This is a genomic window from Chitinophaga flava, from assembly GCF_003308995.1.
Lineage (GTDB): Bacteria > Bacteroidota > Bacteroidia > Chitinophagales > Chitinophagaceae > Chitinophaga > Chitinophaga flava.
Map to the genome: position 1 here is coordinate 809,839 of NZ_QFFJ01000001.1, position 21,949 is coordinate 831,787.

The 21,949-nt window shown below is 47.0% G+C and carries 20 protein-coding genes; 10 read left to right on the forward strand and 10 right to left on the reverse strand.

What is annotated here, in order from left to right:
• Positions 1–192 precede the first annotated feature (192 nt).
• The 4 genes from purE to DF182_RS03025 all read left to right on the forward strand — a co-directional run bounded on the left by purE (position 193) and on the right by DF182_RS03025 (position 3,200).
• Entirely contained in the window at positions 193–648 is a 456-nt protein-coding gene (purE, locus tag DF182_RS03010) for a 5-(carboxyamino)imidazole ribonucleotide mutase (RefSeq protein ID WP_113614202.1), read from the forward strand.
• A 97-nt stretch (positions 649–745) separates the two neighbouring features.
• Positions 746–1,705, forward strand: a complete 960-nt coding sequence (locus DF182_RS03015) for a PhoH family protein (RefSeq protein WP_113614203.1) — start codon at positions 746–748, stop codon at positions 1,703–1,705.
• A gap of 243 nt (positions 1,706–1,948) precedes the next feature.
• Positions 1,949–2,428, forward strand: a complete 480-nt coding sequence (locus DF182_RS03020) for a DUF4878 domain-containing protein (RefSeq protein ID WP_113614204.1) — start codon at positions 1,949–1,951, stop codon at positions 2,426–2,428.
• Between the two features lie 232 nt (positions 2,429–2,660).
• Positions 2,661–3,200 (forward strand): inorganic diphosphatase, encoded by a 540-nt coding sequence (locus tag DF182_RS03025; protein ID WP_211327035.1) that lies wholly within the window; start codon positions 2,661–2,663, stop codon positions 3,198–3,200.
• A gap of 45 nt (positions 3,201–3,245) precedes the next feature.
• On the opposite strand, the gene DF182_RS03030 is transcribed toward DF182_RS03025, so the two are convergent.
• On the reverse strand, positions 3,246–4,025 hold the full coding sequence (locus tag DF182_RS03030; protein ID WP_113614206.1) for a C40 family peptidase: 780 nt from the start codon (positions 4,023–4,025) through the stop codon (positions 3,246–3,248).
• 91 nt (positions 4,026–4,116) lie between these two features.
• Between DF182_RS03030 and DF182_RS03035 the strand changes: the two genes are divergently transcribed.
• From DF182_RS03035 to DF182_RS03050, 4 genes are all read left to right on the forward strand, one after another.
• The gene (locus tag DF182_RS03035) at positions 4,117–4,686 is read left to right on the forward strand and encodes a sigma-70 RNA polymerase sigma factor region 4 domain-containing protein (RefSeq protein ID WP_113614207.1); all 570 of its coding nucleotides are present in this window, start codon (positions 4,117–4,119) and stop codon (positions 4,684–4,686) included.
• A complete protein-coding gene (locus DF182_RS03040; RefSeq protein WP_113614208.1) occupies positions 4,679–5,821 on the forward strand; it encodes a tetratricopeptide repeat protein in 1,143 nt (380 codons plus the stop codon). Before DF182_RS03035 ends, DF182_RS03040 begins: the two co-directional genes overlap by 8 nt.
• Before the next feature lie 138 nt (positions 5,822–5,959).
• Positions 5,960–6,538 carry an RNA polymerase sigma factor gene (locus DF182_RS03045; RefSeq protein ID WP_113614209.1) on the forward strand — a complete coding sequence of 193 codons (579 nt, stop codon included), beginning with the start codon at positions 5,960–5,962 and terminating at the stop codon, positions 6,536–6,538.
• Between the two features lie 17 nt (positions 6,539–6,555).
• Positions 6,556–6,909: an anti-sigma factor family protein gene (locus DF182_RS03050; RefSeq protein WP_113614210.1), complete on the forward strand. Its 354-nt coding sequence runs from the start codon at positions 6,556–6,558 to the stop codon at positions 6,907–6,909.
• 81 nt (positions 6,910–6,990) lie between these two features.
• Here the strand turns inward: DF182_RS03050 and DF182_RS03055 are convergent, their stop codons facing one another.
• Both DF182_RS03055 and clpB read right to left on the reverse strand, forming a co-directional pair.
• On the reverse strand, positions 6,991–7,443 hold the full coding sequence (locus DF182_RS03055) for a nucleoside deaminase (protein ID WP_245957360.1): 453 nt from the start codon (positions 7,441–7,443) through the stop codon (positions 6,991–6,993).
• 141 nt (positions 7,444–7,584) lie between these two features.
• A complete protein-coding gene (gene clpB / locus DF182_RS03060; protein WP_113614212.1) occupies positions 7,585–10,182 on the reverse strand; it encodes an ATP-dependent chaperone ClpB in 2,598 nt (865 codons plus the stop codon).
• Between the two features lie 188 nt (positions 10,183–10,370).
• Here clpB and DF182_RS03065 point away from each other — a divergent pair, with 188 nt between their 5' ends.
• Entirely contained in the window at positions 10,371–12,704 is a 2,334-nt protein-coding gene (locus DF182_RS03065; RefSeq protein WP_113614213.1) for a PDZ domain-containing protein, read from the forward strand.
• Positions 12,705–12,754: 50 nt separating this feature from the next.
• On the opposite strand, the gene DF182_RS03070 is transcribed toward DF182_RS03065, so the two are convergent.
• Genes DF182_RS03070 through DF182_RS03085 form a run of 4 tightly spaced genes read right to left on the reverse strand, consistent with a single transcriptional unit; the run spans position 12,755 to position 16,801 of the window.
• Positions 12,755–13,600: a glycine betaine ABC transporter substrate-binding protein gene (locus DF182_RS03070; protein ID WP_211327036.1), complete on the reverse strand. Its 846-nt coding sequence runs from the start codon at positions 13,598–13,600 to the stop codon at positions 12,755–12,757.
• Positions 13,601–13,610: 10 nt separating this feature from the next.
• Entirely contained in the window at positions 13,611–14,441 is an 831-nt protein-coding gene (locus DF182_RS03075) for an ABC transporter permease (RefSeq protein WP_113614214.1), read from the reverse strand.
• A 12-nt stretch (positions 14,442–14,453) separates the two neighbouring features.
• Positions 14,454–15,659, reverse strand: a complete 1,206-nt coding sequence (locus tag DF182_RS03080; RefSeq protein ID WP_245957361.1) for a quaternary amine ABC transporter ATP-binding protein — start codon at positions 15,657–15,659, stop codon at positions 14,454–14,456.
• A gap of 38 nt (positions 15,660–15,697) precedes the next feature.
• Positions 15,698–16,801, reverse strand: a complete 1,104-nt coding sequence (locus DF182_RS03085) for a porin (protein WP_211327037.1) — start codon at positions 16,799–16,801, stop codon at positions 15,698–15,700.
• Between the two features lie 506 nt (positions 16,802–17,307).
• Here DF182_RS03085 and DF182_RS03090 point away from each other — a divergent pair.
• The gene (locus tag DF182_RS03090; protein WP_161964032.1) at positions 17,308–18,588 is read left to right on the forward strand and encodes an OmpA family protein; all 1,281 of its coding nucleotides are present in this window, start codon (positions 17,308–17,310) and stop codon (positions 18,586–18,588) included.
• A 132-nt stretch (positions 18,589–18,720) separates the two neighbouring features.
• On the opposite strand, the gene DF182_RS03095 is transcribed toward DF182_RS03090, so the two are convergent.
• The 3 genes from DF182_RS03095 to DF182_RS03105 are packed head-to-tail and all read right to left on the reverse strand — an operon-like array spanning position 18,721 to position 21,932.
• Positions 18,721–19,707, reverse strand: a complete 987-nt coding sequence (locus tag DF182_RS03095) for a DUF5007 domain-containing protein (protein ID WP_113614217.1) — start codon at positions 19,705–19,707, stop codon at positions 18,721–18,723.
• A gap of 8 nt (positions 19,708–19,715) precedes the next feature.
• Positions 19,716–20,408: a fasciclin domain-containing protein gene (locus DF182_RS03100; RefSeq protein WP_113614218.1), complete on the reverse strand. Its 693-nt coding sequence runs from the start codon at positions 20,406–20,408 to the stop codon at positions 19,716–19,718.
• 18 nt (positions 20,409–20,426) lie between these two features.
• Entirely contained in the window at positions 20,427–21,932 is a 1,506-nt protein-coding gene (locus DF182_RS03105; protein WP_113614219.1) for a RagB/SusD family nutrient uptake outer membrane protein, read from the reverse strand.
• Positions 21,933–21,949 lie beyond the last annotated feature (17 nt).

The following is a 21,949-nucleotide window of genomic DNA, read 5'->3' on the forward strand; positions in this document are numbered from 1 at the left end:
CAATTTCACAGTATTTTCCGCATTTCCAGGGTGCCTGGGGTATCCAGTACGGCCTGTTATACAGTGAATTATCCACCTGTTGTGGATTTTCAGTTTTCTGTTTTTGTCAATTGATCAATATCTTCGCATTCATTTCCGGCAGGACTGACCACTACAAATAAACTAATTTTCACATAAATAAAACACAAATTAATGAGAGTTTTGATTATCATGGGTTCTGAGAGTGACAAACCGGTAATGGAAGAGTCACAGAAGTATCTGCAATACTTTGGCATTGAGAGTGAAATGGTTGTAGCCTCTGCACATCGTAATCCTGACAAAGTAAGAGAACTGTGTATCACTGCACAGGAGAAAGGCTTTGGAGTGGTAATTGCCGCGGCTGGTATGGCTGCAGCGCTGCCTGGCGTTGTATCTGCATATACATCATTACCTGTATTGGGCGTACCTTTGGAAGGAGGTTTACCTGGAGGCGTAGACGCGCTGTATTCTATTGTTCAGATGCCAGCAGGCTTACCAGTAGGCACTTTGGCCGTAGGTAAAGCCGGAGCACGCAATGCTGCTGTTCTGTGTGCACGTATACTGGGTCTGGGCAATAAAGATGTTGCCGCGAAAGTAGAAGCATTCAAACAAAACGGTTACAGAATTTAGTAATTGCTTAACAATACTGCTCTCCAGGTTGGGCGTAAATTCATATATTCGGAGTAAGAAATTCCGACTATTTCCTGGACTTTAAATCATTGAATCGTTGACTGAATCCATTATTAATTTAGATAGTATTAATCCCATTGAGTTTTTCGGAGTAAACAACGGAAAACTGGATTTGCTGAAGAAAAAATTCCCGCTGCTGAAGATCCTGTCCAGGGGTACCCAGTTAAAATTAAGTGGGTCACCGGAAGAAGTGGCCACAGCGGAGGAAAAAATCAGTCAAATCGTAAAGTACCTGGAGCGCAACGGGAATCTGACGGAGAACTACTTTGAGCAGATCCTGGGTGATGAAGAAGGTACACGGGTGGATCATTTCAGTGACCGCAATCCCAATGAGGTACTGGTTTTCGGTCCTAATGCCCGTACAGTACGGGCCCGCACTGCCAACCAGAAAAAAATGGTAGCGCTGGCGGACAAGAATGACATTGTATTTGCTATTGGTCCTGCCGGTACAGGTAAAACCTATACAGCGGTAGCCCTGGCGGTGCGTGCATTAAAAAACAAAGCTGTTAAGAAAATCATCCTTACCCGTCCGGCGGTGGAAGCAGGTGAAAGCCTGGGATTTCTGCCGGGGGACCTGAAAGAGAAGATCGATCCATATCTGCGGCCATTGTATGATGCGCTTGACGATATGATCCCTGCAGAGAAGCTGAGCTACTACATGACCAACCGTATCATTGAAATAGCGCCGCTGGCTTATATGCGTGGTCGTACGCTGGATAATTCCTTTATTATCCTGGACGAAGCGCAAAACGCCACCGACCTGCAACTCAAGATGTTCCTCACCCGTATCGGTGCATCTGCCAAAGCCATTATCACCGGCGACCTTACCCAGATTGACCTGCCAAAGAACCAGAAATCGGGCCTTGAAAAAGCCTCCCGTATCCTGCGTAATATCGATGGTATCGGGTCAGTACTACTGGATGAGGAAGACGTAGTGCGGCACAGGCTGGTAAAAGCCATTATACGGGCATACGAAGCGGACAAGGAAAAAGATTAAGAATTTTTTGATTTTTTGATTTGGAGATTTTTTGATTTGAAAGATGATCATTGAATCTCTAAATCAAAAATCAAAAATTTTCTAATATTAACGCTTTTTTAACGGTCTTTGCAGTAAGTTCACCTGTTTTTTCAAAGGGATAATTCAGTTCGGAAGCCTGTGATACAGCATTGCGGTGATAGCAACTTTGCAGATTTGAATGTTTAACCCTATTTTTGTTGTGATATTATAATTATCGACCGCATGACCAATTATCGTCGAATTCTGACACTGGCAGTGATGGGAATACTGCTGCTGAGCAGCTGTAAGAAACGGGCCACCCCACAAGAGGTAGCACTGGCGTTTATGCACGCTATACAGGATTCGAACTTCGACCAGGCAAGGGATTATGCCACCAAAGAATCCCAACAGGTAATACAGATCTATTCCATTTTTGACGGACGCCGCAGTGATGCGGAACGCGAAAAAATCAGGAAAGCCAAAATTGAAGTAGTAGGCATAGAAGAAAAGGGAAACAAGGCTTCTGTTACCATCCTTAACTCATCCGCCCACCAGGAGGAAGTACTTCAGCTGGTAAAAGAAGGCGGTCAATGGAAGATTTCACTGACATTTGAAAGTATTATACCTAACTATATTCCACCAGCCAACCAGGGGCTGGATTCCACCACCGTGCTGACACCAGATACCACTACCAGTGGTATGGCGGTTCCTGCAGTTAAATAATTTTTGCCTCTTTTTACACTTTTATAGGTAAGAAAAGGATAATTTTTAGCTATTAACCGCGAGTTCCCTTAATTTTGCCGTGCATTAATGGATGGCATGTGTAACTGATTTCCAGTAGCCAACGACCGGAAACCGTAACCATTCTTCATGAAAAGTGAAGAGAATGTTGTATTCACTTTTCAAACATTAATCAATTTGAACAATAAACCATAAAGTAGAAAAGTAGATTATTATGATGACAAATCCCTGGCATAGTGTGAGCCCTGGTTCTGAGGTGCCGCATATTGTAAACGCAATTATTGAGATTCCAAAGGGATGCCGTGCCAAATATGAACTGGATAAAGAAAGTGGTTTGCTGAAGCTGGACCGCGTATTATATTCTTCTGTATATTATCCTGCCAATTATGGTTTTATTCCTCAGTCCTACTGCGATGACCACGATCCACTGGATATCCTGGTACTTTCACAGGTAGAATGTGTTCCTATGTGTATCATCGAAGCGAAAGTAATCGGTGTGATGCAGATGGTGGACGGCGGAGAAGCTGATGATAAAATCATTGCTGTGGCTGCCAACGATATGAGCGTAAACCACATCAATGATATCTCTGAACTGCCTCCTCACTTTATTGATGAGATGAGACACTTCTTTGAAGAATACAAAAGACTCGAAAAGAAATCTGTAACGGTAGAAGAATTCCAGAATAAGGAAAAAGCTGAGCAGATTATCATTAAGAGTTTTGAAGATTATCGTAAGATCTTTAAACAGAGCTAATTTCAATGGTCAAGCGAATTGCGGTATCCGCAATTCGCTTGACTGCTAAAACAGTCGTTTGATAATCCGCAGCTGGTGCGTTCTGACCTGGGTATCTGCATTAATGATGCCCTGGTTATCGATAGGATCGATGCGTACCTTACCAGAAGCATGCATTATTTCGTGATCATCGAGTAAAAGTCCGACATGGGTGATTTTTCCTTCCGGATTATCGAAAAATGCAAGGTCCCCCAGCCTGGCTTCCTGTAAAAAGTCAACCGTAGTGCCTTGAGTGGCCTGCTGAGAAGCATCCCGCAGCAGCGGTACACCAGACAACTTGAATACGTTCTGCACAAAACCGGAACAGTCGACCCCAAAGACATTCCTACCACCCCAGAGATAAGCCGTATTCAGGAATTTCATGGCATCAGCGAGCAACCGTTTAGGATCAACCGGGCTACCCGTGGGTAACAATATATGCGGCTTTTCCTGTAAGGAAACCGTCACATTACCCCATTTAGCGGTGAGGTTGTTGGTATATCCTTTCAGCAGACAACCAAAAGGTACCATCATCGGACGACCATTGACATATACTTCATTGATCCAGTCGGAGAGATAATGGGTAGCGGGATGGTGGTAAACATCTTCTGGCACTTCTTCCAGATGGGAAAGGGAGGCCCAGCCGGAATATCCGTCATATTGGTTGATCACTTCCACCCATCCGTCGGGGGCTGTGTTGACGATCTCCACTCCTTCTCCCCAGAGCAGCTGAGAGATCATTTCACTTCTGTGTGCAGGGGCGGCTCTCAGTGGCGCCACAGGCACCACAACAATAGCGTATGGCATATAAATTGTATAATTCCGTTTTTTAATCCAATAATCTCGCGTCTGAATGAACTTTTTCTGCTTTTATACGTAAATATAGAGTAATAAGTTTATGCATCAACAGTTAACCAATTTATCAGATAAAGAGCTAATATCCCGTGCCCGTAAAGCAGACAGGGAAGCAGAAGGCGTACTAATGGACAGATACAGTCATTTACTGGTGGCCATTACCCTGCCTTATCTGAAAAAATCTCCGAATCCGGACCCCAACGTAGTATTCCCCACTCTTTTACAACGGCTCAGCGCCAGTCTTAAAACGCAGACTATCTACAAGGCCAACGAATGGATTTTACATGTACAGAAAGGATATTTCAGTAATCCAGACAAAAATATTCCATTCTACCCGTCACGGGATGGCAGGGACCTGCTGCATATTGAGAACAAAGTAGAGAAAGCAGGCACCAACATCATCGACCGCCAGGACCTGGCCGTAAGGCTGGAACAGGCGCTGCAACGGATGAATGCAGATGACCGCGATCTAATAACACAGTTCTATATTGACAATAAAAGCTTTGCCGATCTGACCGCTGCCAAAGGATTAACGCGTGAAAAACTCAGAAACCAGCTGAAAGCAGCCAAGGGGAAACTAGCCAAGCTATATATGAATCAGGGATATGTTTAGTAGTAAACCAAACAATGAAAAAATCCTAAAGGTATTTTCCAGTATCCGTTGCCTCAGCAAAGACCAGCTGCCACGCTATATGGATGGAAGGCTGACAGACGTTGAAAAGCACCTGGTAGAACAACACCTCGCCGACTGCGACCTCTGTTTTGGCGCCCTCCAGGCATTGGAACAGGAAGGCGCTCCGGAACAATACCAGGAACTTACCGGAAAACTCCAGCGTTATATACACGACAGTATACAACCGGTTTCCCATGTCCATAAGGTAGCTCAATACACCAAAAAAGAGAAAAATAAAGAAAGCATGCTGGTGTATTTCTGGCTGATCGCCTTCATCGCTATCGGTGTAGCCAGTGTATATGTATTGCGCGGACACCTGCGCAACCAGCCACCGGCACCACCCCGTATGCTTTCTACCCAACCGGCAGCCAAAGATACCACTCCGGCCCCTCCCCCTGCGGAAGAAGTAACCGAACAGCCTATCGTGACCGGAGGACATCCCAATACACCGGCAACTACAAAGAATGCCGGCACAACATCAGCGGGTAAAACCGGCGGCTCCAATACTACACCTGCCACCGCAGCACCTCAGGCCCCGGCCACCGTACCCACACTGCCCAACGCCGTCACGAAAGCAGATTCTATTGCCAAAGCCAAAGCTGCTGCCCTGAAAGCCCAGCACAGAAAACACGTGGCCGATAGCATCCGTAAAACAATCCTCATCCAGAGACAGCAGCAGGATTCTCTCAAAAAAGCAAAGGAAAATGTAAAAGATACAGAGAACAAATCGCAGGTACCCGTTCCGGAGATCAAGCCCGAACTAAAACGCGATACCAAAGAAACTGAACCTAAAAAAGATACCGAAAGAAAACAGGAACCCATCAACAGCGACGAATATCTCTATAAGGCTGCTATGGTGTACCAACAACAGGGCAATCTCGGCGAAGCCATCGACAGATACCGACGAATTGCTGCCAACAGCACCGGTAAATACGTGGAAATGGCCAGCTATCAGCTCGCTATCTGCTACCGCAGCAAAGGCCAGATGGCTAAAGCCCGCCGCATGTTTAAGGAAGTGATCCGTATGGAAGGCTCCCTCAAAAATACTGCACAGCAGGCTTTGGACAGCATGTAAATCAATTGCGAATTATCAATTGCGAAATACTATTAAGAAGGCCCGGGCATTCTTAATTAGTATTTATAATTTGTTATTCCTTTATCTTTATGGAATTTCCCGATGTCTGCATCTTACATGCAGCATTCAACTTAGCCTGTGAACAATCCAGATATACAACAACTGACAGACCAGGAATTACTACAACGGTTCAAAGCTGATAATAACAGTGAATGGATAGGTGTGCTTTTTGACCGCTATGCCCTGCTATTGCTGGGTATGTGTATGAAATACCTGAAAAATGAAGAAGATGCACGCGACGCCGTGCAGCAGATTTTTCTCAAAGTATTGTCCGATATCAACAAACATGAGATACAATTTTTCCGGGCCTGGATATACCAGGTAAGCAAAAACTATTGCCTCATGCAGTTGCGGCAACACCATATGAAATACAAGGAGGAGATTACCGACAGACATGGCGAACTGGCAGCCGAGCAGGAAGAAAAAGGGACATATCAGGAAAAAGACCTCCTGCTCACCAATATGGAGCAAGCCCTTAATCTGCTGAATCCGGAACAGAAAATCTGTGTAGACCTTTTCTACCTGCAAAAAAAGTCCTACCAGGAAATAGCCGACCAAACGGGCTTTAGCCTGTTACAGGTAAAGAGTTATATCCAGAACGGCAAACGTAATCTCAAATTAATACTGGAAAAACAACAACGCGCAAACAAGCGTTAATTTGCATCAATAGTGATATGAACGAGCATTTCAACGATATATTTGTAACGACCGGCTGTCCGACACAACAGCAGCTACTGGACTATGTGCAGGGCAAGCTGTCTGCTGAAGAACAACATGAGGTGGAAATGCACCTGACCGATTGTGCGTTTTGCAGTGAAGCCCTGGAAGGTCTTGCCACTATAAAAGATAAGGAGAAAATTCCAGGATGGATACGCGAAATGAAATGGGAAGTGCTGAAGAAATTACGGAAGCGCTACCGCAGCAGGAGGAAAACGGAAAGTTATATATCCCTGGCCGTTATCATCCTCAGCATTCTGTTCCTGCTTCTGGCCATGTTCTGGGCGTATCATTTTGCTATCAGACATTAAGGAAATTAAGAATTACGAATTATGAATTTGGAGCAAGGGGTTAATTTAAGAAATCGTAATTCACCATTCGTAATTCGTAATTCAATGCAGTGTGTTATTATTCATCCCCACCCATTGCTGAAATACTTTCAACGCTTCTTCGTCCCGCAGTTCGATCAGCGGGATTTTTTTTTCTTCATGCGGCACTGCGATCTCACGGTAAATAAATGAATCGTCGAAGTTGATGGCTGCGGCATCTTCCTTGGTGTTGGCATAGTACACCCTGGATGGCCTGGCCCAGTAAATAGCGCCCAGACACATGGGGCATGGCTCGCAGGATGTATAGATTTCGCAGTCTGTCAACTGAAAAGTCCCCAGTTTCCTACAGGCATCCCGGATAGCCATTACTTCAGCATGCGCAGTGGGATCATTCTCACACAGTACCTGATTCCACCCTTCCCCGATAATTTCATCGCCCTTTACTACGATAGAACCAAACGGACCGCCATCTCCCTGCTCTATTCCCCTGCGGGACAATGCAATTGCATGTTGCATGAATTTTTTTTCCCTTTCACCAATCATAGGATTTAAATATTAATTCATTCAAATTTACCGAAAAGAAGGCATAAAAAAACCCCGCGAAGAATCGCGGAGTTTATCGTTAACTATGTATCGTCGTATTTAGAATTACTTGAATTATTTGTTTCTTATTACTACCACACCGTCGAACACATCGATCAGTACGGGCTTTGATTTATCGATATCTCCTGCCAGGATCTTTTTGCTCAGCAGGTTGATGATCTCTTTCTGGATCAGTCTTTTCAGTGGCCTTGCACCAAACTGCGGATCGTAACCCTGAACAGAAAGATATTCCAAAGCATAATCAGAAAATTCCAATATCATGCCATTTTTAGCCACCATGTCCTTGAGCTGTTGTAATTGAATGTTAATTATTCCTTTAATCTCCTCTCTCATCAATGGCTGGAACATGATCACTTCATCTACCCTGTTCAGGAACTCTGGCCGTATGGTTGTTTTCAGCAGTGACATCACCTCTTCTTTGGTTTTGTCTACTATTTCCTCACGGTTGGAGTCGTCGATATTTTCAAAGTTTTCCTGGATGATATGGCTTCCCATATTGCTGGTCATGATGATGATGGTGTTTTTGAAGTTCACCACACGGCCTTTGTTGTCTGTCAGACGGCCATCATCCAGCACCTGTAACAAAATGTTAAAGGTATCCGGGTGCGCTTTTTCAATTTCGTCGAGCAATACTACAGAGTAGGGTTTGCGGCGAACGGCTTCTGTCAGCTGACCACCTTCATCGTAACCTACATATCCCGGAGGAGCGCCCACCAGACGGCTCACGGAATGTTTTTCCTGGTATTCGCTCATATCGATGCGTGTCATCATCTGATCATCATCAAAGAGGTACTCTGCCAGTGCTTTGGCCAGCTCTGTTTTACCTACACCGGTAGTACCGAGGAAGATAAAAGAACCTATCGGACGGCGCGGGTCCTGCAGACCGGCACGGCTGCGGCGGATCGCATCAGACACGGCGATGATCGCTTCTTCCTGCCCTACTACACGGTTGTGCAGCTCTTCTTCGAGATGCAGCAGTTTATCTTTTTCACTCTGCATCATTTTAGATACAGGGATACCGGTTGCCTTGGCCACATTTTCCGCGATATCTTCCGCATCAACTTCCTCTTTAAGAAGACGTTTATTATGCTCGGATATTTTACTTAGCTCTTCAGAAAGATCGTGTACCAGTTTTTCCTGTTCTTTCACCTTACCATAGCGAATTTCAGCTACGCGTCCGAAATCACCGTTACGTTCGGCCTGTTCGGCTTCCAGCTTCAGGTTTTCGATAGCTGATTTAGCAGCCTGGATTTTGTCTACTACTTCTTTTTCGGCCTGCCATTTGGCTTTGAAAGTGTTTCTTTCTTCGCTGAGGCGGGCTATTTCTTCACTCAGTTCACGCAGTTTATCTTCATCATTTTCTCTCTTGATCGCTTCTTTTTCAATTTCGAGCTGACGGATTCTTCTTTCCAGTTCATCCAGTTCTTCCGGCATGGAATTCATTTCCAGTCTCAGTTTGGCAGCACTTTCATCGATCAGATCGATGGCTTTGTCTGGCAGGAAACGATCGGTGATATAACGATGGGATAATTCCACCGCAGCGATAATAGCTTCGTCTTTGATGAGCACGTGGTGGTGACTTTCGTATCTTTCTTTCAGGCCACGCAGGATAGAGATAGCATCTTCCACACTGGGCTCATCTACTATTACTTTCTGGAAACGGCGTTCCAGGGCTTTATCTTTTTCGAAGTATTTCTGGTATTCGTTGAGTGTGGTGGCACCAATTGCACGGAGCTCTCCACGGGCCAGCGCCGGTTTGAGGATGTTAGCCGCATCCATAGCACCTTCCATGGCGCCGGCACCGATCAGGGTGTGGATCTCATCAATAAAGAGGATGATATCTCCATCACTATCGGTCACTTCCTTCACGACTGCTTTCAGTCTTTCTTCAAATTCACCACGGTATTTGGCGCCAGCCATGAGCGCGCCCATATCGAGGCCGTAAATGGTTTTTGATTTCAGGTTTTCCGGCACGTCTCCATTGAGGATACGATGTGCCAGACCTTCTACGATAGCGGTTTTACCTACACCGGGTTCACCCACGAGAATGGGATTATTTTTGGATCTGCGGGAGAGGATATGCAGTGTTCTGCGTATTTCTTCATCGCGGCCTATCACCGGGTCGAGCTTACCTTCGCGGGCCAGTTCGTTAAGGTTTTTGGCGTATTTCTGTAATGTATTAAACTGGGTTCCACCGGATTGTGAACTAACGGTTTCGCCCTTACGTAATTCCTTGATGGCGGCTTTGAGGCCTTTTTCAGTAAGTCCTGCATCTTTCAGCAGTTTAGCTGTATCATCGCTACCTCCTAAAATGGCCAGCAGCAGGTGTTCTACACTTACAAATTCATCTTTAAACTCTTTAATGCCTGCACCGGCGCGCAGCAATGCGTTATTAGCATCACGGCTCAGTACCTGTCCGGCTTCACCACTTACTTTAGGATATTTCTGCAGCAGCTCATTTACTTTGGTATTGAGCAGCGAGGTGTTTACCGCATTTTTTTTCAGCAGGTACTCTACGGGGCTGTCATTATCTTCCAACAGCGCTTTCAGCAGATGCCCCGTTTCAATGGCCTGGTTCTGGTTGTTGAACGCCAGTTGCTGGGCCTGTTGTATTATTTCCTGTGATTTTATAGTGAAATTATTCAGATTCATATGTTATTATTTTTCTCCTTTTTAGTGATTTACAAACGTGCTTTCTTATTAACAAACCCTGAACCAATGTTGTTTTCCGGAAATTATGACATATTACGCATAAGCTTTCTGCATTTTTAGCAGAAGATAAGTCCATTAACTGCTAAAATTGCATTAATCCCGTTGCCCCAAGAGCGTATATTGTGTGAATGAAAACATTTTCAAGCTATATGCTGCTGCTGGCGGCATTGCTGAGTAGCCGGGTCACCAGTGCACAGGAACAGGTCCTGAAAAACACTATACTGGTGCAGGTAGGTACTAAAAACCACGGTAATGTATATACGTCAACCAATTTGCAACAGGCGCTGGTCCAACAACGGGCCCAACATCCTGATAAAAACCTCTCCGTGGTGTTTACAGAACCGGGCACCTATTATTTTGATACGACGCTGGTCATTACGTCAACGCTGGCTAACGGAGAGGGACATATTTTATTCAGCAAACTTCATCCTGAAGACAAGGTCACTTTAAGCGGAGGCCGGCCCATACAGGTAAAATGGAGTCTTTGGAAGAATGGTATTTATAAGGCCACACTGGACCTGCCCTATACCTTCGATCAATTATATATCAATGATGAGCTGCAGATACGTGCCCGCTATCCCAACTACGACAGCAGTGCCCGTCATTATAATGGCAGCGCTGCAGACGCTCTCAGCCCAGAAAGGATTAAAACATGGCGGCACCCGGAGGGAGGTTATGTGCATGCCTTACATAAAGGAGAATGGGGCGGTTATCATTACCGTATCAAAGGTGTCAACTCCGACTATACACTTCAGCTGGAAGGAGGTTATCAGAATAACCGGCAGATGGGCATGCACGCCCAGCACCGGTTTGTAGAGAATATTTTTGAAGAGCTGGATACAGTCCGCGAATGGTATTACGACCAGCCGCATAAAACACTGTATTATAAACCGGCTCCCGGTACCCGGCTGTCTTCCGCCAGGGTAGTGATTTCCCGGCTGCCCACAGTGATTGCACTGAAAGGTACTGCAGAGTCCCCGGTAAGAAATGTGGAGATAACAGGACTTCGGTTTGCACATACCGCCCCCACGTTTATGGATACACGGGAACCGCTGCTACGCAGCGACTGGACGATCTATCGCGGCGGCACCGTTCTGCTGGACGGCACGGAAAACTGTAGTATTAAGGCTTGTGAGTTTGACCACAATGGCGGTAACGCCGTATTTGTGAGTAATTATAACCGGCATGCCCAGATCTCCGGATGCCATATTCATGATGCAGGCGGCAGCGGTATCTGCTTTGTAGGGAACCCCGATGCAGTGCGTTCACCACTGTTTGAGTACAACCAGTCACAACCACTGGCATCCATTGATACCGTTCCAGGGCCTAAAACAAGCCATTATCCTGACTCCTGCACCGCATACGATAATCTGATCTACCGCACCGGTACCATTGAAAAACAAACTGCCGGTGTACAGTTATCGATGGCTATGAACATCACAGTATCCCACAATACTATATATGATGTACCACGTGCAGGCATCAACGTGAGTGAAGGTACCTGGGGCGGGCATGAGATTGCGTACAATGATGTATTTAATACGGTACTGGAAACCGGCGACCACGGTGCTTTTAACTCCTGGGGCCGGGACAGATACTGGCACCCCAACCGCCAGACCATGGACAGCCTTGTGGCAGCCCATCCCTGGCTGATCAGACTGGATGCCATTCATACCATCCGGCTGCACGACAACCGATTCCGATGTGATCATGGCTGGGATATAGACCTGGATGATGGTTCCTCCAACTATCATATTTACAACAACGTATGTCTTAACGGCGGATTAAAACTGCGGGAAGGTTTTTACAGAACAGTAGAAAACAATGTAATCCTCAACAATTCCTTTCATCCGCATGTGTGGTTTGCCAACAGTCATGATGTTTTCCGCCATAACCTTGTAACGGCGGCCTATAAACCTATTGGTATCAAGTACTGGGGCGATGAGATAGATTACAACTGCTTTCCCGACAGTGCAGCCATGCCTCCCCTCACCGACAAACATTCTCTGGCAGGCAGCCCTGGTTTTGTAAATCCATTGGGCGGCGATTATCGCGTAATACCGTCCTCTCCTGCTTTACGGACAGGTTTCCGTAATTTTCCCATGGACAATTTTGGTGTTGTATCGCCGCAACTTCGGCGGCTTGCTAAAAAGGCTCCGCTGCCAGTGCTGGCACAGCAACACCTGCTATCATCAGCCACCACCAACTGGAGCGGCGCCGGAATCAAAAACATTGAAACTCTGGGAGAGCGTTCTGCAGCCGGTTTACCCGACAACAATGGCGTGTATGTAGTGAGTGTGCCAGCCGGCTTCAGGTATCGCCTGCAGGCAGGAGATGTGATCTTAAAAGCGGGTACTACACCTGTACATAACGTAGCGGCGCTGCTGGAAATCACAACCCGTGGTAACAGCTGGCCGGTGCATCTGACCATCTTCAGAAATCAGCAGCAACTTGTTATTTAAAAAAAATCCCAGGGCTAAAGCCCTGGGCTATGTTGTTTCAAAACACCTCATTACATCCATTCTTTCACGAGTGCTTTGTGCTCGCTGATCCATTTTTTGATGACAGCATCTTCTTTCCCGTCTGCTTCTGCCATCACGTTCATCAGTGAGCTCAGTTCTTCACTGTTCAGTTTAAATTTTCGGAAGAAGTTGACCGCAGTAGTGTCCTTCACCGTAAACTCACTGTTTGCGATGGTTTGAATCTTTTCAGTTTCGCCGAATACTTTTTTGGGGTCCTCCAGGAAACGGAGTTTAAATCTTGCAAACATTTGATGAGGTTCCCATCCTGTAACCACTATCGGCAGCTTTTCGTCGATGCTTTTTTTCAGCGTGGCCATCATGGCTGCTTCGCTGGATGATTGCAGCTGGTAGCCCAGGTTATATTCGCGGATAGCATCTTCAGCTTTGGTCATGATACCGGCGCCGGCATCGATGCCTACTACTTTACCACCGAAAGAGGCTTTTTCTTTGACCAGATCTTCGATAGTGCGGGCTTTCACATAATCAGGCACTACCAGTCCTATTCTGGCGCTGTCGTAGTTGGTATTGAGCACGGTGATTTTATCACCGAATGTTTGCATGTAGGTTTTATGGGTAACGGGCATCCATGCATCGAGGAACACGTCTGCATCACCGCCGGCTACGGCAGCGAAGATGGGTGCTACGTCTGCATTTTTAAGCGTAACCGTATAACCTTTCTCCTGCAGCAGGTGTTTGGCCAGCTGAGTCATGGCCACACCTTCTGCCCAGTTAACGTATCCAATAGTTATTTTTTTTTCGCTCTGGTTCCCGTTCTGCTGGCAGGCGGCCAAGACAAGCATGACTGCTGCCAGTCCGAAGATGAATATTTTTTTCATATGTCTGTTTTTAGCGTTTTTCTTTTTGTTTCCTTTTACCGAATGACTGTGTGATACGATCCAGGATGATGGCCAGTATTACCACCGCGATACCACCTTCAAAGCCCAGGCCGATTTTCAGCTGTGTGATGCCTTTAAGCACTATTTCTCCCAGGCCGCCGGCGGCGATCATAGCAGAGATAACCACCATTGACAAGGACATCATAATGGTTTGGTTGACACCGGCCAGAATGGTAGGCAGCGCCAGTGGCAGCTCTACTTTAAACAACAGCTGCCGGGGCGTGGCCCCAAAAGAGCGGGTGGCCTCCACAATATCTTCCGGCACCTGGCTGATGCCCAGGGTGGTAAGCCTTACAGCAGGAGGCATCGCAAAGATGATAGTGGCAAACACGCCCGGTACTTTCCCCAGTCCGAAGAAAAGTACCGCCGGTATCAGGTAAACGAAGGCCGGCATCGTTTGCATAAAGTCCATCAGCGGACGCATCACCTTACCGGCTGTTTTGCTTCTGGCTGCCCATATACCCAGGGGAATGCCTATCAGGAGGGCGATAAAGGCAGATACCAGTATCAGGGAGAGGGTTTCCATTGTAGGCACCCAGTATCCCATTGCATAGATGAGGGACAGTCCCAGCGCGGTGACTATTCCTACGCCCCACCCTGCCCTTCTCCAGGCCAGTATAGCCAGCAGGGCGATGACCACATAAAAGGGCAGAAAGGAGAACAGCCATAAAACACCATCCACCATTGATTCCACACCTGATTTCACCACCTTGAAAAAGGGGCCGAAATTGAGTGTGAGCCAATTGATGAACTGTTCAATATATTTTCCGATTTTAATCATACAATTTTTCGTTTATGCTTGTGTGTTAGTCTGACTACCGGTTGTTTCGATAATCAGGGAAGTCTGGGAAATAAGCCCCAGGAGCTTGTTATTGTCGGGGTTCACTACTGCCACGGGTTTATCGGTTTCTGCGATAAAGGGCAGCATTTGTTCTACGGTCATATCGGGGTTTGCCACGGGCACATCACGATGGATGGCGGCTTCGATGGTTTTATCGCCACGTTTTTTTACTTCGAGCACTTCACGCAGGTAAACAAAACCGAGGAAATGTTTATCGATGGTGACAGCCGGGAGAATATCGAGGCCGGTGGCTCTCATTTTACGAAGGCTACCTTCGGGACCGTCTTTACGGAATACAGCCATAGTGGGCTTGGTGTCCATGAGGGAGGAAGCGGTGATGATAGCCTTGCGGTCTACCTTTTCCACGAAAGAGCTGACATAATCGTTAGCCGGCGCCGTGAGTATTTCTTCCGGTGTACCGATCTGAATAACTTCTCCATCTTTCATAATGGCGATGCGGTCGCCGAGGCGGATGGCCTCATCGAGATCATGGGTGATGAAGACGATCGTCTTATGCATTTTCTCCTGGAGATCGAGCAGTTCATCCTGCATTTGCGTGCGGATGAGGGGATCGAGGGCGGAGAAGGCTTCGTCCATGAGGAGTACTTCGGGGTCGTTGGCGAGAGCACGTGCCAGGCCCACCCGCTGTTGCATACCACCGGACAATTCGGAAGGCAGCATGTTTTCATAACCTTTCAGACCTACGAGGCTGGTCACATTGCGTGCCTTTTCGAGGCGTTCGGCTGTAGGTATGCCTTGCAGCTCCAGTCCGAAAGCCACGTTTTCCAAAACGGTACGATGTGGCAGGAGTCCGAACTTCTGGAATACCATGGATATTTCCTTGCGGCGTACATCCTGCAGGTCAGCATCGGGCAGTGCGGTGATATCTACACCGTTGAGCAGGACATTGCCGGCACTGGGCTCAATCAGGCGGTTGAGGCAGCGGAGGAGGCTGGACTTACCGCTGCCGGAGAGGCCCATGATCACAAAGAACTCACCAGCTTCGATGTCGAAGGAGGCGTTTTTGACCGCCACGGTGCTGCCGGTGCGGTCCAATATTTCTGCTTTGGACTTCCCCTGCTCCAGCAGCTGCAGCGCTTCGTGCTGTTCACGACCGAAGATAAGGGTGAGGTTTTCTATTTTCAGTTTAGGCATCATCTTGTTTTTTGGTTTACGAAAGACGCATGGTGCGTATATCAGAAATAGTACCCGATGTTCAGGTTAAGACGGCTGTGCCAGCGGGCATCCGGGGTACCGGTGGCGAGCGCTTCATTCCATACCGGCCCAAGCCAGGGATGATTTTTTCCGGCGGCCCAGTCGAGATAAGAGAATACATGACCAGCAGTGATCATACAGCCGAGTACGTTCATCTGTGAATTTTGGAATCCGCTGGCCGGCTTCTGCATATAGGAGTAGTCGTTATAAAAAGTAAGTTTGCTGATGGGGCCCCAGTGTACAGGCTGCGTGTATGAAAGTGATACGGTGTGTAGAAAAGCTTCTGCAGCCACGCGGTAGGCAGCGCCATAGGCGGCCATGTCTACATAGTTAGCCAGCTGTGCTGAATCGGCCACGTTGTAGCGGTAGTACATAGACTGGAGTTTAAGATTCCATCGGTCCATGTTGAGGTTGCTGTGTAAGGCAGCAGCCCAGTGGCTGCCCATGTTTCCGGAGGGGATGTTGTAGAGTCCCCCCAGCATAACAGAAGCGCCTATACTATTGTTTTTATTCAGAAAATATTCCACGCGGGCATTTCCCTGGTTGACTTCCTTATTGCGGCCGGCCACATCGTAGGAATAGCGGCCAGGGTCTGTTTCAGACTTATCGCCGAAGTTGAGCTCTTCCGCATTTTTAAAGAAAGCCAGTTGATATAACCAGCGATTGCTGCGGCGTTGGAATTTTATTCCCATATCATAATCATCTTCCTTACCCACATAATAGGGCAGATTAAAAAACCAGCTGTGTGAGTTGTAGGTGATGTTACCGAAGGGTACCTGGGTAAGGCCGATGTCTATTTGTGTACTATCATTGAATTGATAGCGTACATAACCTTCCTTGAGGAAGCTGCCGCCGAAGTCTTTCGAATAAAAGCGGTATTCTGCGTGGAGAGAAAGCTTTTTCCAGGCGGCATCAGCATTGATGCGGAACATGTCGAAACCGAAGTCACCACCTCGTTTCACCTGTTCCTTTTTCCAGGACGACAGGTTATAGTTGAAGCGTAGTGCACCTCCTACATGGAAGGTGGGTTTATCCGTTTTGCTGGTTTCCGTACTATCCTGTGCAACAATAACCAAACTAGGCAAGAGGAGCAGTAAGCATAGCAACAACCAATGCGATGATTTAATCATAGCCATTAATTATTTAATATGTTTAAGCTGATCTTTTTCCGGGCGACATAGGGGACCTATGGGCATGCTACTGTACTGTAGACAGCAAGCGGGAAAGGAAAACCGGGCGCGAAATGGCCCGACAAATGATCAATTACCAATAAATATTGACTGTTATAGCGTAATGCGGTGTGCTCGGAAGGCACGTTTAAACAGTCGGGTTTTGCGTTAAGCAGAGCAAAGGTACAAAAAAATGGTAGAGCTGCCAACTTTCTCTCAAAATTTAATTTCTATCCCATTAAAAATCATATAATTATAGAACAAAATCCATAATACAACAGATGGCACAACATCTAATTATCGCATTTTCTTTTCTTCTTATGGTAGAAAATCAAACAACCTTGAAGCAGGGAATGTTATTAGGGTTGGTTGTGTTCCAATCTTGTCCGTGCTTATTTTCTTCATCATTAAACCCTACAATTATGTCATTTGACTTACTTGAAAGTGCAAAAAGTATTTTTAACAGTAATGTTGTCAGTCAGGCTTCCTCACAATTAGGAGAAAGTGAAGGCGGCATACAAAAAGCATTAAGTGGGATTGTACCGATGGTGTTAACAGGGCTATTGAATAAAGCTGGTTCAGGAGCTGATGCCGGCGGCCTGCTGAATATGATAAAAGGAGTAGCAGGTGATGCGAACCCATCTGCCGTAAGCGGAGCGCTTCAAGGCGGTAGTGGTGGCCTGCTGGCCAAGGGCTCAGACCTTCTGCGCAGTCTTTTCGGAGACAAGATCAGCTCCATCACTGGCATGTTATCTTCTTTTGCCGGTATCAAGGAATCATCTGCGAGCACGCTGTTGCAGTCAGCAGCACCCGCCACCCTGGGCGTTGCCGGTCAATATGCTGCACAGAACAACCTCACCCCCAACTCATTTCTTTCTTTCCTCAATACACAAAAAGACAGTATCCTTAATGCCGTTCCTGGCGGCCTGAATATCGCGAGCCTGTTGGGCCTCTCCAGTCTGGGCGACCTAGGCAAGAAACTCGGTGGCATCGCTGCCGGTATAGGTGGTGCCGGCATAGGCGCCGCAACCCATGCTCTGAGCAGCGCAAAACAAGGCGGTGGCAGCCGCTGGTTATTGTCCCTCGTCCTGATTCTCGTAGCCATCGCATTGCTGTGGTACCTGATGAAAGGCTGTGGTGGCGGCAAACACGAAAACACCGTAGTCACCGATAGCATCACCACCAGTCAGCTGGCCGATTCTTCTGCTTCCCATGTTACAGAAGGTGGTGCCGTAAATCGTGAAAGCATCAAGGTATCACTGCCCGACGGCACCGTTCTCCAGGCCTATAAAGGCGGTATCGAAGATCAGCTGGTTACCTTCCTGAAAGATAATACCCGCCCCGCCGGCAAAGATGTATGGTTCGATTTCGACGACCTCAACTTCAAAACCGGTAGCGCACAAATCACCGAAGAAAGTATGAAACAGGTAGGTAACATCGCCGCCATCCTCAAAGCCTTCCCGAAAACAAAAATTAAAATCGGTGGCTATACCGATCGCACCGGCGACAGTACCCAAAACCTCAAACTCTCCCAGGAACGTGCGATGTCAGTGGAAACAGCCCTCAAAAACGCTAAAACAGACCCTGCACAACTGCTTGGCGCCGAAGGCTACGGTTCCCAATTCGCTAAAGCCGCCGCTGACGCTCCCGATGAAGAAAGGAAAAAAGACAGACATATTTCTGTAAGCGTCCGGGAAAAATAACGGTGATGTGTGATTTTGCTGATGCTCCTGATGTGCGGAGATGATGTGAGGAGATGAAGGAGCAGTACAGATTATAAAGGGCTGACCCAAAAGTAAAAAACTACTTTTTGGTCAGCCCTCGTTTTTTTATTATCAACTGCCTTTTCTGGTGACTTTCGGCACCTGGACAGTCACTTCATAAGTACCCGGCACCAATAGTCTGAATGAAAATCTCGGGTTCACACTATAGATAGGATCGGGTGTAGGTGCTACACCGGGATCTATCTGCACAAAGTCGCTGGGTATCCTGTAATACATAAGATAACCATATCCCGGGACTTCCATCAGAGGGAAAGGTGTTACCTCAAAATCACAGATCATGGTAGTGTCGGTGTATTGTACTGGATGGAAGCGGGAATAGCTCTCAAACACCGGTCTGTCGCCACGTCTGATGAGCTCTCCTGTTTTCGGGTTGAACGGTGTGCCGTTTTTGTCCGTGATCTTCAGGATCACACGGAAGCCATCGTTGGACAGTTTCCTATATGTTACGCCCGGAGAGCCGATATCACCGCTGGTGGTGGTATTGTTCTTAAACCACGCGCAGCCTTTGCTGATGTCCTGGAACTCCACCAGGTATAACTGAAGCACGGATATATTCCTGAATACCTTCGAACCTCTTTCATTGGATACGCTGATATCAAAAGTATAATTGCCATTAGGGATATTGATAGATCCGTTATTCACGATTAGTTGTCCTGATTTCTCCACGATCTGCAAAGGAGGGACGCGCTGTTTGGTGCGGATAGCATTCAATTGCTCCACAGTGGTGTCTTTGTTGGGATCAAACAGCTTAGTGAATACAAGTATTTCCTGCGAGTCGGTAAAGGCCTTTACCGATTGGCCGGTAGCAAGGTCGCGGATATCCACCAGCTTCACATTAAGCGGATAGCTGGTGCCATCCCCCTGGAAAGAGCGGGAATCTGCTGTATAGTAGGTGCCTTTAGGTACCCGGAAGGTATCATCCACGTATCTGATCTGGTCGCTGATATAGCCTGGTATAACCTTTTTGCAGGACATGAACGCCGCGATGACAAGCAGCACCAGCAGTCCTTTTTCGTATATGTGATGAAGTGATTTCATAGCCTGACTTATTTAGGTTGTTTGGCAAAAGTGAAAATATGTGAGTTGCCTATTACATGTACTACCCCATTGTTGGTGATAATACCCGAGGACTGGATAATATCTTTTACATCTCTCTGTGATTCCGGCAAAGCCGCCAGCGAGTCAGGATCTACCGGGTCCCGGGCGCCGAATATTTTGGTGATATAGATGTATTTGGGGCGGTCAGTGAAGCCGGCATTCACATAAGTGTTGCTTGGGTCTTCTTCCAGTGTGATGAGGCGTTGTTCTCCGTCTTTGGCAGTATATAAGGTACCGTTCTTGTTCAATGAATCACGGATGATATTTCCCTGGAAGATATAGGCCCTCAATGAATCTTTCAGACTGGGAAAATCCAGCTGGTCAAAGTTGAACACCAGATTCTCATTGCCTGTCTGCAATTGCAGTCTTGTCTGCACTACCTTCTTCACATAATTATAGATGCAATAGTTGGTAGGTGCAAAGAAAGTGGTATTACTGGCATTCACTTCGTCTTTTAATCCTGTTTTATCGATCAGGAGGATGAGCGTATCGAAGAGCCGGTTGGTATGCAGGTATTCGTAAGTGGTACCTTTGAATTTGGCGGAATGCAGGCTTCCACCGATGATATGGTCCTTTTTGCAGGACTGGAATGCCACCAGTATGATGCAGCCAAAAAGGATATAGTTACGGATCTTTTTCATGATCTTTTTTTTTGATGGTTATAGTCTTCCGTTCCAGTAAGGTGTTTGTTTCATCAATGGATTGTCTTTGAAGATGTTCCTGTTGATAGGCCAGTATGTTCTGCCGTAGTTGGCGTTGCCCTGAGTGAATGCGCCTGAGAATTTGTCGTTGAAATCTCCCAGCTTTTTAGTGCGGCAGAGGTCCCAGTAGGTCTGTCCTTCGGCATATAATTCCCTCACTCTTTCATACACAATGAAAGTAAAGAGGTCATCACCGGAGAGAGAGGGATTGGTAGGGGCCACACCGGCACGTTGGCGGATCTTGTTCACCAGTGTGCGTGCGCCGGCTTCATCACCAAGTTTGAAGAGCGCTTCGGCGCGGAGCAGTATGATATCTGACAAGCGGGAGATGAGGATATTATTGGAGAACCAGGGATCACGTTTGATATCGCCATCTTTATAGATGACGCTGGCATACTTCCTTAGCATTGGCCATCTTCCATCCAGCGCGTAATACCATACTTTGAACCGGAGATCGGTGGTGTCGCTGCCGAAACGATTGTAGATTTTGCCGATGGTCTCCATGTTCACGAGCCAGGGGACATCGTCGGTGTTTACCGGTTTGCGGGTAGCCAGGAACGGGTCGTATAGCGTTCTTTCACCGATGCCTTTTTTGGAGCCTTCGTTCTGATTGTAGTTGATATTGATTTCGAAAATACTTTCGGTAGAATGTCCGACGGTCATCTTCACATATTCTGCAGAGTCGGTGATGAACGTGAGGTTGAACTTGCCGGGATTATTCACGATATCGCGGGTATTCTCTTCACATTTGGCATAGTTGCCCATCCAGGCGTAGATATGTGCTTCCAGTGCCAATGCAGTGGCGAGGCTGGCCCTGATGCCGCGGTCGCCGGTATTTTCCGTTGTTACCGGCAGCAGTTTTTTTGCCTGTTCCAGATCGGCGATAGCCTGTTCAAGCACTTTCTGTTGTGTCTCGCGGCCATAGTTCCTCGCTTCTGACACATCTTCCACCGCATCTGTCACCAGTGGCACATCTCCCCATACCTTTGAAATAAAGAAATAGTTGAACGCGCGGAGATAGTAAGCTTCACCGAGAAAATAGTTTTTCCTTTCCTGTACTTTAAACGCACTGGCAGGAATGGCGGGTATTTTTTTGATCAACAGGTTAGCCTGTGCAATCGCTTTATAGAATGGTGTCCAGTTCTGGAGATTATCGAGACCTCCGTAATATACCCCATCAAAAGAACCGTCACGCAGCTGATGTATATCATAGTCACTGCCATAAGTGATCAGGAATGTATTACAGGGCGCATCACCGTATACGTAGTAGCGGTTTTGGTCGGTGAGGGCATCGCGCAACAGCGAGTAGCTGCCGAGCAGACCTGCAAGCGCATCATTTTCATTCTGCCAGTAAACACCGCTGGACGGCGTTTCCCGGGGATTCAGCTCCAACACTTTTTTACAGGACATCCCCAGTATGCTGATCATGCATAACAGGCAGGCGATTATATGGATTCGTTTCATATCTTTTTCATTTTAAA

Excerpts from the sequence above, each read along its gene's own strand:
- purE (WP_113614202.1), top strand. The coding sequence starts at position 193 with ATGAGAGTTTTGATTATCATGGGTTCTGAGAGTGACAAACCGGTAATG.
- DF182_RS03020 (WP_113614204.1), top strand. The coding sequence starts at position 1,949 with ATGACCAATTATCGTCGAATTCTGACACTGGCAGTGATGGGAATACTG.
- DF182_RS03025 (WP_211327035.1), top strand. The coding sequence starts at position 2,661 with ATGATGACAAATCCCTGGCATAGTGTGAGCCCTGGTTCTGAGGTGCCG.
- DF182_RS03030 (WP_113614206.1), bottom strand. The coding sequence starts at position 4,025 with ATGCCATACGCTATTGTTGTGGTGCCTGTGGCGCCACTGAGAGCCGCC.
- DF182_RS03035 (WP_113614207.1), top strand. The coding sequence starts at position 4,117 with ATGCATCAACAGTTAACCAATTTATCAGATAAAGAGCTAATATCCCGT.
- DF182_RS03040 (WP_113614208.1), top strand. The coding sequence starts at position 4,679 with ATGTTTAGTAGTAAACCAAACAATGAAAAAATCCTAAAGGTATTTTCC.
- DF182_RS03050 (WP_113614210.1), top strand. The coding sequence starts at position 6,556 with ATGAACGAGCATTTCAACGATATATTTGTAACGACCGGCTGTCCGACA.
- DF182_RS03055 (WP_245957360.1), bottom strand. The coding sequence starts at position 7,443 with ATGCAACATGCAATTGCATTGTCCCGCAGGGGAATAGAGCAGGGAGAT.
- clpB (WP_113614212.1), bottom strand. The coding sequence starts at position 10,182 with ATGAATCTGAATAATTTCACTATAAAATCACAGGAAATAATACAACAG.
- DF182_RS03065 (WP_113614213.1), top strand. The coding sequence starts at position 10,371 with ATGAAAACATTTTCAAGCTATATGCTGCTGCTGGCGGCATTGCTGAGT.
- DF182_RS03070 (WP_211327036.1), bottom strand. The coding sequence starts at position 13,600 with ATGAAAAAAATATTCATCTTCGGACTGGCAGCAGTCATGCTTGTCTTG.
- DF182_RS03075 (WP_113614214.1), bottom strand. The coding sequence starts at position 14,441 with ATGATTAAAATCGGAAAATATATTGAACAGTTCATCAATTGGCTCACA.
- DF182_RS03080 (WP_245957361.1), bottom strand. The coding sequence starts at position 15,659 with ATGATGCCTAAACTGAAAATAGAAAACCTCACCCTTATCTTCGGTCGT.
- DF182_RS03090 (WP_161964032.1), top strand. The coding sequence starts at position 17,308 with ATGTCATTTGACTTACTTGAAAGTGCAAAAAGTATTTTTAACAGTAAT.
- DF182_RS03095 (WP_113614217.1), bottom strand. The coding sequence starts at position 19,707 with ATGAAATCACTTCATCACATATACGAAAAAGGACTGCTGGTGCTGCTT.
- DF182_RS03100 (WP_113614218.1), bottom strand. The coding sequence starts at position 20,408 with ATGAAAAAGATCCGTAACTATATCCTTTTTGGCTGCATCATACTGGTG.
- DF182_RS03105 (WP_113614219.1), bottom strand. The coding sequence starts at position 21,932 with ATGAAACGAATCCATATAATCGCCTGCCTGTTATGCATGATCAGCATA.